We start from the raw sequence: 13074 nt of genomic DNA, 5'->3' as shown, positions 1-13074 counted from the left end.
AGGTTTACCTATTCATATCAAATATATATGGTATATCAGAAATCCCCATAATCCAAGGACTTTTCTTTTTAATAGTATCTATATTTGCTATGTCACTTTACAAACCGCGTCATGTATGATTAGGTGAATGATTTAAATGCACGTCTAAATGATGCATATACTGTATATTATGCATAAAGGCAAGAAAGGACTTACTTATGTTTTCTAAACTTTTTGATACTTTTTTAGTACACTATTTGGAACGATTTAATGATCATTGCTTTATTGTAAAAGTTGGCAATAACGCATATACAATCGGTGAAGGAGATCCAGAGTTTACAATTATTGTCAATAAAGATATCCCTAAAAAAGATATATTAGTATCCGCCGAATTAGCGCTTGGCGAAGCTTACATGCGCAAAGATATAGAAATTGAAGGAGATTTATTCAAAGCTCTTTGCGTCGTATTAGGTCATGTTAACAAAGACTCTATTAACAAAAAAGTACTTAGTTCCCTATTTAATATGGGGCTTAGAAAGAAAGATCAAAAACAACAAGTTTCATCCCATTATGATTTAGGGAATGATTTCTATACTTTATGGCTCGATGAAACTATGAGTTATTCTTGTGCCTATTTCAAAACGGAAAATGACAGTCTTAAAGATGCACAATATCAAAAAGTACATCATATTCTTGATAAATTACACTTACAAGAAGGTATGACACTCCTTGATATTGGTTGCGGTTGGGGCTTCCTACTCATTGAAGCGGCCCTAAAATATGGAGTCAAAGGCTATGGCTGTACATTATCAGAAGAGCAATGGAAAAAAGGCCAAGAGCGAATTAAACAATTTGGTCTTGAGGGGCAAGTGGAAATTGATCTAAAAGATTATCGCGATGTAGCCGCCTCTGGTCGTCAGTTCGATCGTATGGTAAGTGTAGGCATGTTAGAACATGTAGGTCGCCCTAATTTACCTATATACATGGAAGATGCCTCAGCTATGCTAAAAGAAGGTGGCTTATTTTTACTTCATTATATTAGTGATCCTGCTGAAAAGGAAACCAGTGCATGGATTCGTAAATACATCTTCCCTGGTGGATCCTTGCCTTCCCTAAGAGAAATCATTGGTCTTGCCTACGAATATGATATGAATGTTCTGGATGTGGAAAATTTACGCTTTCACTATTACAAAACATTGATGCATTGGTACAATAATTTCCAAGGAGTTCGTGACAAAGTAGAACAAGTACGGGGCACGGAATTTGTACGCATGTGGGATTTATACCTATGTGGTTGTGCCGCTGGTTTCTATATTGGTAACATGGATTTGCATCAAATTCTGATGACAAAATGCATTAACAATACATTACCATTAACACGTTGGTACTAAGTCATATATGGTAGCATTTAATACGATAGGAGCTGTCACTGTATGTGTAGGATTTACTACATATGAGTGACAGCTCTTTGTTATGTAAAAAGAGCCATTCTATGAAAATAATTTATACCAGCCCTGCCATCGATCGCATGACCAAATCAATATCCCTATTTTCCAACTCTTGAATGATATGGATATATGTTTTCTGCGTTGTGGTCATGCTGGCATGACCTAACCGCCTGGCAACACTGGCAATGGATACCCCCGCAAACAGCAACAACGATGCATGGGTATGTCGTAATCCGTGAACAGAAATAACGGGAATCCCTAAGTCCTTACAATATCTCTCTAACCTATCATTTACCGTTGAATTGTACACAGGGCCTTTCACAAAGATTGGTTTGTCCTCTGGTAAATCTCTGATTAATTCAGAAAATTTAATAATCGTTTGCCAATCCAATTGAATCTTTCGCACAGAGGAGTTATTTTTCGTAGGCAAAAATCCACCATTCCCTTTGTAATCCCAGGTTTTATTCACAATCAGTGATTGATGCGAAAAATCAAAGTCTTTTGGCGTCAATGCTAACGCTTCTGAAAAACGCATGCCTGTCTTGGCAATAATAAAAATAAACCAGTCCCAATTAATTTCCGGCGTAAGATGTAAATGTACCAGCAACGTGTGCAACTCGAACTGATTTAAATACTTAATCTTCTTTTCTTTCGGGGCCTTTCCCTTAATGATTGCTTTTCGTGTCGGATCCCGATCAATGAATCCTTCATCCACCGCATCCAGTACAGCTGCTTTCAACTGATGGTGAAAGTCCATCGTTGTTTGTCGTTCATGATACACTGCATAGTCGTTTAATAATTGTTGATAGGTAATTCGATTTAACCCTGAAAGTCGTAAGTCAGGCACCAATTTCTGTAACCATACCAACGTAATCTCGTACTTCTTCATGGTTACCTCTCGAATAGCCCCTTCCTTGTACATCCGAATCCACCGTTCATAATACTTGCAAAATAATTCCGATCCTTCCTCAGCCTTTACCATATTCACACCTCTTCATTTACATGACAACATAGAAATGGCTCTTATACATATCTTACTCGTATATTTCAAAAAAAGCATACAGGGAGTTATCTTATATCTATCCTGTATTGTGAACGATTGGGAAATACTTACGCTGATGAAGGGTGATGAGGTTGTCAAACTTAGATATAAATTCTCCAATTTTTGCTTGTTCTTCTACTTTAGGTACCAAGATCTCCTCTTTAAGAAAATCAGCTTCAACAAGATTTGTCATCATTGTAGTCTTTTTCGTACAGCGTGATAATATTTTCCCCATGATTGGTTCATAATTAATAAAATATTTCCAATATTTTATATCATATTCAGCAATCGGTTTAAAGACCTCAAAAACATGAGACACAATCCCATCACCAATTGTATTTTCTACAAACCTCCCGTAAGAGTACTCTTTACTTTTATTTCCCTCAAATGCTATTTCACCATATCTAAATATATTATATGTCTTTAAGTATTCTTCAGAAGATACCTTTGCATCACTTTTATAATACATGCTAGCTACAGAAATAACTTTATCTAACTTAAAGCTTAAATCATTCTTCTCAGTAACTTTTTCATACAATTCACTGAACTTACGCTGTTCCCAAGTATATGTAGAGAAGCAATTAAAAAAAAGAAAGCCGACACATTACAATCAACTTTCTTTTCTCATAATATTTACCTCAAAGCAATATAAAACTAAATTACATTAATGAATGTTCTTTCGCAATGGTAGTGACTTCTTCTACAGTAAACTTGGTAACTTCAGCAATCATTTCCAAGGATAATCGCTTACGTAACATCTGAACCACAACTTCAGCTTTACCTTCAGTTTTACCTTCGGCTAGACCTTCTGCCCGTCCTTCGGCACGACCCTCGGCCACGCCTTCTTTCCAATATGTATAATGATCCATTGATAGCATTGAATATTCCTCCCTCCAAGTCTCACAATGTTTTGCCTCATCTACGGCACTTTCAATATCTCGTAGTAAATCGTCCGATGCAGCATGACCATCCACATAATCTAAAAACCGTTGCAACGGCTTCGAAATATCATCCATTTTACCCTTGGTACTTAAAAATAATTTTGTAGCCCCATCGTTCAACAGAATATCATGTTCTTCCATACAAACATTTCTAAACGTGTACTTATGACGATTTCCGCTGAACACAGGGAATGTACAAATAAAAATAATATACGAATCATTTAATGTCATGTACTTCTGCCCTTTTTGTAAATGGTACATATCCAAAATACTTTGATAAAAACGTGTGCGCTTTACCAGTTCTTCCATATCCTTGCTGGTTTGCATTTCGATATTGAATACAGTTCCTCTTTCGTCATTAACATACACATCTAAGCGAACACTTTTCGTTTCCAAGCTCACATCCAGAGTTTTCTCCTCCTGGATATAGACGATATCCTTGATAGAAATATCCAGCAACCGTTCCAAGACTGCCTTACAAATGGGTTTCTTTAGCATGACCTTTTGAAAGATAAAATTGTCCTGAATGGTCAGTTCATCGAATGATTTAATACGCATACAATGCCTCACTTTCATTCTTACCAAAATTATACCACAATTAGACTCTAGGTAGATACACCTTTACCATCTAACGTTACACTTCTATTTAAGAACAATTTACCCTTTAAAATTTCCTACCAGTATTACACACTTTTAACAGTGAAATATTAACTTCATAAAAACATAAGACCGCAACACAAAAACGATGCGACCAGCCCTCACTAGTCGCATCGTCTCCCTATTATTTAACTATGTCAAAAAACTTTCTACAGTTTCACTCCCAATAATGCCAACTGCTCTGCAATTTCTTTTTCCAACGCTGCAATGTCACGGTTATCTTGTTCAATCATACGATTGATTTCATCAAGATCCAGTTCTTCCTCTTCTTCGAAAGTGTCTACGTAACGAGGGATATTCAAGTTATAATCGTTCTCCTTAATTTCCTCTAGGCTTGCCACATGTGCGTACTTCTCTACATCCACACGGTTGCGGTAAGTGTCGATAATCTTAGCAATATTTTCTTCACTCAAGTTATTTTGGTTTTTCCCTTTTTCAAACTCATTGCTCGCATCGATAAACAACACATCACGGTTCGTGCGGTTCTTTTTGAACACTAAAATCGTGGTAGGAATGCTCGTGCCATAGAACAAGTTCGCTGGCAACCCAATGACTGCATCCAAGTAATTTTTCTCGATGAGGGTCTCCCGAATTTTACCTTCCGCTGCGCCACGGAATAGCACACCATGTGGCAATACGATGGCCATCGTTCCTTCTGTATTCAAATGGTACAAGCTATGCAAGATGAAAGCATAGTCTGCTTTGGACGCTGGCGCCAACTTGCCATAATCGCTAAAACGAGGGTCTTTCAATTTACTTTCATTGTTGTCCCATTTCGCAGAATACGGAGGGTTCGCTACCACCGCATCAAAGGATCGCGGACGGTCGATGCCATCATGGTCCACCCCATCTGGCCAATCACTTTCAAGGGTGTCCGCATTGTGCAAATTCATGTTGTTATAGGTTACGCCGTGCATCATGAGGTTCATGCGCGCCAAGTTGTACGTCACCGTGTTCAGCTCTTGCCCGTAAAAGCTCACCGCCCCTTGACGGGAACCATCAGGAATCTCGTTACGCACCGTAAGCAGCAAGGAACCAGAACCCATGGTCGGGTCATAGACAGTGAAAGTATCTTCTCGGTTCTCCAAATTCGCTGTTACCAATTTTGCCAAAATGATACTGACCTCGTGAGGCGTGTAGAACTCGCCACCTTTTTTGCCCGCATTCGCTGCGAACTTGCCGATTAAATATTCATAAATTTCACCTAGAATATCTTTACCACTTTCATCCTTGTACTCAATTTCATCAATTTTCGATACTACCGCATTGAGCGTTTTCGTACGTCCAGCTGTGGTAGCCCCCAAACCAGAATCGCCTAGGTTGATATAGTTAAAAATACCTCTGAAATCTGCAGATGCCTCTTGATTGATTTCCGCATTGGCATTAAAGTTTTCAAAGATGCGTTGATAATCTCCAGGGACGACCGTACCATTATGAATGCTTTCCGTTAAAGATACCCAAGTATCTTCCGGATTGATAGCATATCCCAAAGAGCCTGCAATATCCATGAGGCAATCTTCCAAGCCCTCTTGCTCCACAATCTCCTTATACAGTTCGTTCACAGATTTCCCTTCAGAAGGATCGACCAAACCGCTGTCCACCAAGTATTCTTCTTGATGAGTAGACAAATATTTATAGAATAAGAAGGGAAGAATATAATCTTTGAAAGAACTTGCGTCCATCGTGCCACGTAAATCGTTGGCAATCGCCCATAATTGGCTAGAAATCGTTTGCGCTTTTACATTTGCCATAAAAATCTCCTTTGTCATATCTCTCTTGTATCTGTTTTTGTGTTTTACGTTATATTTTGTGAAAGTTTCTGAAAGCAAGCAGACTGCTTTACTCGCTGAAAGTATACACTGCCTATCCGCTTATGCTAGACAAACATTTGTTGAAGAAGAGCCTTCTTCTGAAGTTGTAAGTGTTCTAGCTTACGCTGATGAAGGGCGATGAGGTTGTTTATTCGGTCAAATAACATAGAAATCGTATCTTGTTCCTTTTTATCTTTTGGTATATTTACTTGAATACCATCAATAGTTGATTTCGATAAACTAGGTACACCTGTGGACTCATCAAATTTTTTCCATGGTATAAGGTTAGATAAGTGATATAAAAGTGAACACGAATATTTCTCTAATGGCACCAAATAAAACAGTGTATCAACTGTCCAAAAAGGTGCCTTTAAATATTGAGGCTTATCTATTGTACCTTTTCTCCCAATCCCTATCGCATCAACTTCAGACAGTGCTTCATTCACACTAAGCATATATCCGCCAGTCCCATAAACTGGAATATCTCCATTTTCTAAATGTTTATAATCTTTTCCAGAATTAACTTTTAATATCTCCCCCAACTTACGCTGTTCCCAAGCATCCGTAAATCCTGGAAAACGAAGTTCTGGAAATTGTTCTCCATTTTTCGGAAACATTTTTTGAAGTAATGCTTTTTTCTTTAATTTTAAGTTTTCTAACTTACGCTGATGAAGGGTGATGTAGTCATCAATGTGTTGCAATAAACTTCCAATTTGACTATTTTCCTCCATATATGGTGATAAATACATACTCCATTCATTTAATTTTGTCGTTTTTATGAATGGCTGATCAGAACCTACGGCTTCTTTATTAGTAAACACTAAAACTTCTTTAGACAGCAAATAATAAACAAACCTCAAATCCAAATTTATTTTTAAACTTACTTTCCCCGCTCTTTGATAAAGCATTCCTTTATCAATATATTTAGGAATACGAGCTATTTTTAAACTACCATTTATGATGGGTCTATTCAGTCCTATCACAATATCTTCTGCGGTAATCAAAAATTCTTTATATTTTTCAATATAATCATTAGGAAGATAATTAAATTTTTCACCACAAATATATCCATCTCTGATAGATTCACCATTAATAATTGGTATTCCATTTTTAGAATACTCATCTAAGTTAAATGCATATCCTGACTTCAACATAAACAATTCACTAAACTTACGCTGTTCCCAATCTTCCGTAAATCCAGGGAATCTGAGTTTTGGTACTTTACGTTTTGTTTCACTCATTGTGACACCTCTCTTTATCCTTCACTTACGTACGCATCGGCAAAGTCATAGATAGCCTCAATCAATTTATTCCCGTAGGCGATTGTTTTCATCTCTTTCACGGTTGGGTCTTGAGCTTTTACCATGTACTCTTTCCTTGCTGCTTTTTTCAATTCCGTCATGCGACCCGTATCGTCAAAGTCCTTTTTACCATACACATGGTTCGCAAATAGTGTTAGCAATTCTTCGCTACGAATACAATCAACGATACCCCATTTTTGGCGGAACTCAAAGATTTCATCTTTCACAATCATCGTGTTCGCCTCTTGGATAATGGTATCGCTAGTTTTGAGTTGCACTGGATAGGTCATATCGCTGCCTTGTGGCGGATATTCCCCTGTATAGATAGCTTCTGCCGCCTTGTTGATTTGTTTCGCATATTGACGATCTTCCAGTGCCATGGCAAAGTCTTGAATCCGTATACGGTACGCATCCGCATCGTCCATACGCTCTTCGTGGACTGCATTCATCAAGGCTTCTACGAGCTCCGTCAAGTAATCGTAGTTCACTTGCACGTCTTTCACGTGTGTCATGCGTAATTCAATTTGCGCCACTGGCACATCGTACTTCTTCGCCATGCGCTCTTTCAAATCATTGTATAGGGATGTGGTCAGCACTTCTTCCTGTTCCACCGTCATGCCCACCATAGCCACCAAATCTTCTGGTTTGTCATAATCAAAACCGATGGTCTCCCCATCTAGCTGCTCCGCATCATATTGTTTCAACTTGGACATGCCCGAGCTATATTTGCGCATCAACTCAAACATTTCCTCCTGTTTCGCTTCACTAGGTGGCACCTCTGTGAAAGTATCTGTCAAATCCGCCAAGCGGTTCACCACATGTTGTACTTCCGCTAATTGGTCTTTGAATTTTTTTGCCAATACGCCGTCATCTTCCAAATCTTTAGGCTCTATCAATGTCGTTTGCACATTAGCAGACGAACGATTCGCATAGACACTCAAGGCTTCATTCATCAACTTCTCATTTTGCACGGGCCAGCGATAGTTCACAATCCGCCCCCAATGTTTACTATTTGAGTCAGCAATACGATTTGTTCTAGAATAGGCCTGAATGAGCAAAGCTCCTTTCAACGTACGATCTACGTACAACGTATTCATCTGTGGTGCATCAAATCCGGTTAGTAATTGATCCACTACGATGACGATATCCAAGTATTGACCATCTCTTGCGGTACGGTTCAATCGTGTCGTCAAATCTTGAGTATACCCAGACACATCATCAAGACCAAAATTTGTGCCGAATAACTTGTTATAATGATTCATCGCCCGTAGCAATCCATTGTTCGTTTCCAGTTGGGTATCGCTATTATTAGTACTAGCACTAAATGTAACCCCCACTTTTAACGTAAACTCATTACGCGCTGCTCGCTCTTGGTTCACTCTTTCAAATTCGTCAAAGTACATCATCGCCATGGGCGTACTCGGACGGTTGCCCCCTACATGGGTGGTGAGCATCGCATTGTACTTGCCCTCCACAGAACGATTTTTCCAATGTTTAAAGATATCTTCCACCACCAAACGGACGTGGTCTTTGTTGTTATCGTAGAAACTTGGCTCGATCATGTCGTCCATATCATCTGGTGTGAGGTTGTTAATACGATGCTGGATGTCTGCCTCTGACCAATTCGGATGGGTATGGCGATAGAACATAGGCAAGTAATGTTCCTTCATATTCGTCTCATCAATTGTCGTCTCAAAGTCTACTTTAAAACCTAGTACGTTTTTGTCCGCAATGGCTTCGCGAATGGTATAGGCATGGAGCAATTCACCAAATACTTCACGTGTTTTCGTTGTGTTTTTTCCAGCCACTTCATCAAACATCGGCGTTCCTGTATAGCCAACCCAAGCAGCACCTTTAAATACTGTTTGCAACTCCTCGAAACTATCACCGCCCGTAGAACGATGAGCTTCATCGACAATGAATACAAAGTTTTTCTTCGGCAATGTAAAGTCTTTGCGTTGGATTAACTTCGTCAATTTTTGTACGGACGTCACGATAATACCGTTACCTTTTTCATTGAGTTTACGTTTTAAAGCATTTGTATTTTCTGTGCCACCTACTGCATCAAACTGTCTACCATCTACATCGATAGTACCCTCTGGGTCGTAGGCCTTGTAGTTTTCTTCTGTTTGCTTTGTCAATGCAATGCGGTCCACCACGAACACCACTTTATCTACATGTGGCATACGGCTCGCAAGCCAAGCTGTTTTAAAGCTAGTAATGGTTTTACCAGATCCTGTGGTATGCCAAATATATCCCAATTTGTTAATAGGTGCCGTAAAGTCTGCCTGTTTCAATTGGCTTAACACCGCCTTTGTCGCATACACTTGATATGGTCGCATAACTTTCAACATCTGTTTATTTTTTGTGCCATCTAAAATGGTAAATTGCGTAGACATTTGGTGCGCCATAGGAATGCTGAGGAACAAATCGGAGAATACTTTCCAATCTGTTACGACCTTGTTGGTTTCTGGATTTTGCCACTGAAAGGAAAAATCCTTGTTGAACATCTCCGCTGTCGTGTTTGCCATGTATTTTATTTGTGTCGGCGTCATACCCACCAAGATTTGGACAGTAGAGAAAATATCGCTGTACTGGCGCTCTTCAATGTATTGATGCATTTGGTTTAATGCCTCATTCGCAGCATGTCCCGATGCTTTTTCCTCGATTTGGATGACCGGCAATCCGTTAATTAAGAGTGTTGTATCAAAGCGACGTTCTGGTCGTCCTGCAATTTTAGGCGCCCGTTGTATTTGTGTTACCACTTGATACACTGTATTCCCTGCACCAATTTGTTTTTGGTCGAACACGGTAAGGTACACATGGCGTCCATCATCTAAATCCACTTCTACTTGGGATACACCATTTACACCATACAGAAATTGCCCCGCTAGGTATGGTGTATATAGCTCGTTAATCACTTTTTGGACTTGTTTAAACTCTGTATCGCTCAAAGGCTTATCCAGTTTATCTTGGTTCAGTTGATACAAAATACCTCGAAAGTTTTCCCACATAGCTTCTGTAGTCTTAATATGTGGTTCATACTTCCATAATTTACTTTTATATACCAAATGCGAACCATACGGAGCTTGGTGCTCTTTTACATCTTGGGTCAACGTAATAGTCCCTGTGGTCAATTGCTCTACTAATTGTCGCTCAAAATCTAATTCACGTACTGCTGCCATTATTTATACCCCCTGTAATTGTGCTACTCGTAATGTATACATATTATGTGCCACTCGTTGTTGCAAGGAACGCACTCGTAATTCCTTGTAATACACATCGCCGATTAATCGTTGTATTTCTAGCGGTGGTAACTTCGGCAGTTCTATGTCTTTCAATAGTTTTAAACTGTACCGAATCACTTGGCTACCTTGCAAGTTTTGTTGGAACTGGCGTTTGATACTTGGATGTTCATTGATAAGAAACATCATGTATTTACAGTCAATCTGTTTAGACGTAGGCACCATACGCACATAGTTCTGTGTGAAAATGTATCCTTCGTGATCTTTACCGACGATAGTCGCTTCCCCAGAGATAGCACTGAATAGCAAATCTCCTTCTTCTAGCAAGTCCCCTGTGAAAGTCGTTTTAATTTGTTTTCGATCTTGTCGCTCACCAGGCACACCGTGTATATCTTCGTATAGCTCATTTTGACCATACAATGTATATATTTTTGCCTCTCCTGTGACATCTTCGTCTAAGCGATATTGAGATACTCCCGTATTGCTATGAAACAAGTCTTTGATACATATCATAGAAACCATCTCCTTTTCTCTAATTTTTGCATTTAAAAAAATTACCGCAGATAACTTATGACTTAAGTATACACGGTAATTCTAAAAAACGCAAGTATGTAATTGTAATTTTTAAAAATTATTTTTTTGTAGCTTTTCCCTTTATTTCCCCTTACCTCATCTACCATCTCTTTGATTAATGTCCTTTTGGTATTTTAGTTCATTTTTTAATGCTTTTTGAATAATCAATCTATTTCTGTTATCCAATAATTGAGTGTAAAATTCTTTTTCTACATGACTTATATAAGGAATCTCTCTAATTATTGCATGAACGATTTCACTGTTATATTTTGGTGCTATTCGCTTAATTGCTTCCGCTATATCGTTTGAACACTCATAATTATTTTTTCTATTATCAACTAATATATGGTAATAATTCATTCTAACATTGTTAAATTTAAATACAGAAACAGGATTATTTTTAGAAATTCTATTAAACTCACTAGAATCATCAAGAAACTTCTTTTTCTCGCCTTCACTTAAAATTGGATATAAACTAGCCCCACAATCATATATTGGTGACATTCGTCTTATATTAGTTTCTTCATTAAATATATAACCCCAATTATTATGATGTCTATCTGTATTTCCAATTAATGCATCTGCAACAAACATATCCCAAAAGTATCGTTCCATCTCATCAGGTTTTACAACATCTTGTGCTTTAATAAATTGTAATGTTTTGTCTAAGGATATGCCTTTATTATCGCTATTAATATGGTTTACTTTATTTTGTAATTCTAAGAATGAGCCTAGACTTTCTTCCTTTGACAAGAAATCTTTACATGCAACAACTAAATCATTATTATATGTGCAAAGAAATACATCTTGAACATCTAATCCAAGAGATTTAATGACTTTACATGAAATATACTCTGTAATACAAGAGTTAGCATAACTTATATCTCCGTTATTTTGTCTAACTCTTTCAGGTAATTTCAATAAGTAGTATTCACCATTATCTCGTACAGAGTATTTTTTACCTGCACCACCATAAGAACGGTAACTTATTTCAATTCCATCTATATTAGAAAAATTCTCCATTGAGATTCCCCCAGTAATATTCATTTCTTAATTCATCAGCTTCTTCTTGGCTAATAACTCGATCGCACCAAACCGAATTGATGACACTATAGATATTCATAATTTGCAGTTTAAACTCAATTCTATTATTCATAGTTCGATTCTTTAAATATGTTTCTTTAGCTGTATTTAAAGCAGCGATTTCTTCTTGTAGGAAACGATAACCCTCTGAATTTGTTTTCATAGTACCCTCTTTTTCTATGAGCACGTTTAATGATTATAAATTCATTCATCTCATCTAGTGCTCCATTCTAACTCCAGTTCAGCCTTATTAATAATCTCCATTCTCACATTTTCTTCTTTTGACAATTGTATTCCCATATCTGTTAATCCTTTTATATCTAACTCAGATAATAGGTTCATATATAATTGTCTATCACATTTATTAATAATAATAGGAGCAATCCCTTGTTGCAGACAAGAATGAACAATTAAGGCACGCCCAGTTCTTCCATTGCCATCAGAAAATGGATGTATTCGTTCAAATCGCAAATGTTCCTCCATAATAACTTTTATTTTCTCTTCCATAGTATTAGAGAGATGAAGCCTATCTTCCAAAGTATGACACCAGTTTTTTAATTCTGATTGCACTAAATAAGGTTCTGTAGTTGTAAAATCAGCCCCTACGATTATATTATCAATCGTTTTAAGTGCTCCTGCATCTTCTCTAATATCTTGTAATAAATAACTATGAGTATCTTTTATTAGTTCAATGGTAATTTCCTTGGGATAATTATCTGCTAAAAATCCCATATATTTCTTGTAATTTTTAACTTCATAAAATTCACGTTCATGCATCGCTCTAGGAATGATACCATCTAATAAAATACATTTAGCTTCATATTGTGTCAGTGTATTCCCTTCAATAGCGGTACTATGGTGAGCCATTCTAACTAGCATATCATCCGCATAACTACATGAAAGTTTCAAGCTAATCATCTCCTTAATCAACGCAGTTTATACACCCGTATTACGTACTCCTCTGTAGTATTAGAAGTTCCTACACTCATATTAC

General features: G+C 37.6%; 10 protein-coding genes and 1 pseudogene. 1 reads left to right on the top strand and 10 read right to left on the bottom strand.

Annotated features, from left to right (window positions below):
- The first annotated feature begins 197 nt into the window (after positions 1-197).
- Positions 198-1370 (top strand): cyclopropane-fatty-acyl-phospholipid synthase family protein, encoded by a 1173-nt coding sequence (locus EO116_RS04395; RefSeq protein WP_127160801.1) that lies wholly within the window; start codon positions 198-200, stop codon positions 1368-1370.
- Positions 1371-1482: 112 nt separating this feature from the next.
- On the opposite strand, the gene EO116_RS04390 is transcribed toward EO116_RS04395, so the two are convergent.
- From EO116_RS04390 to EO116_RS04345, 10 genes and pseudogenes are all read right to left on the bottom strand, one after another.
- Positions 1483-2409, bottom strand: a complete 927-nt coding sequence (locus tag EO116_RS04390) for a site-specific integrase (RefSeq protein ID WP_127160800.1) — start codon at positions 2407-2409, stop codon at positions 1483-1485.
- Positions 2410-2506: 97 nt separating this feature from the next.
- A pseudogene (locus tag EO116_RS04385) lies at positions 2507-3022 on the bottom strand (restriction endonuclease subunit S); the annotation flags it as partial.
- 106 nt (positions 3023-3128) lie between these two features.
- The gene (locus EO116_RS04380; protein WP_164726070.1) at positions 3129-3968 is read right to left on the bottom strand and encodes an Rpn family recombination-promoting nuclease/putative transposase; all 840 of its coding nucleotides are present in this window, start codon (positions 3966-3968) and stop codon (positions 3129-3131) included.
- A 248-nt stretch (positions 3969-4216) separates the two neighbouring features.
- Entirely contained in the window at positions 4217-5818 is a 1602-nt protein-coding gene (locus EO116_RS04375) for a type I restriction-modification system subunit M (RefSeq protein ID WP_127160797.1), read from the bottom strand.
- A gap of 125 nt (positions 5819-5943) precedes the next feature.
- Positions 5944-7119 carry a restriction endonuclease subunit S gene (locus tag EO116_RS04370; protein WP_127160796.1) on the bottom strand — a complete coding sequence of 392 codons (1176 nt, stop codon included), beginning with the start codon at positions 7117-7119 and terminating at the stop codon, positions 5944-5946.
- A gap of 14 nt (positions 7120-7133) precedes the next feature.
- Positions 7134-10364, bottom strand: coding sequence for a type I restriction endonuclease subunit R (locus tag EO116_RS04365; protein WP_127160795.1), 3231 nt, complete (start codon positions 10362-10364; stop codon positions 7134-7136).
- Positions 10365-10367: 3 nt separating this feature from the next.
- Positions 10368-10937, bottom strand: coding sequence for a restriction endonuclease subunit S (locus EO116_RS04360; protein WP_240629129.1), 570 nt, complete (start codon positions 10935-10937; stop codon positions 10368-10370).
- A 156-nt stretch (positions 10938-11093) separates the two neighbouring features.
- The gene (locus EO116_RS04355) at positions 11094-12020 is read right to left on the bottom strand and encodes a HipA domain-containing protein (protein WP_164726069.1); all 927 of its coding nucleotides are present in this window, start codon (positions 12018-12020) and stop codon (positions 11094-11096) included.
- Positions 12004-12243 (bottom strand): hypothetical protein, encoded by a 240-nt coding sequence (locus EO116_RS04350; protein ID WP_127160793.1) that lies wholly within the window; start codon positions 12241-12243, stop codon positions 12004-12006. The genes EO116_RS04355 and EO116_RS04350 overlap by 17 nt, the downstream gene beginning before the upstream one ends.
- 50 nt (positions 12244-12293) lie before the next feature.
- Complete coding sequence (locus tag EO116_RS04345) at positions 12294-12998, bottom strand: Fic family protein (RefSeq protein ID WP_127160792.1); 705 nt, start codon at positions 12996-12998, stop codon at positions 12294-12296.
- Positions 12999-13074 lie beyond the last annotated feature (76 nt).

The organism is Veillonella sp. VA137, from assembly GCF_003992015.1.
Lineage (GTDB): Bacteria > Bacillota > Negativicutes > Veillonellales > Veillonellaceae > F0422.
Note: the sequence above shows the minus strand (reverse complement) of the source record. Positions and strands in the feature narration are given on the sequence as shown.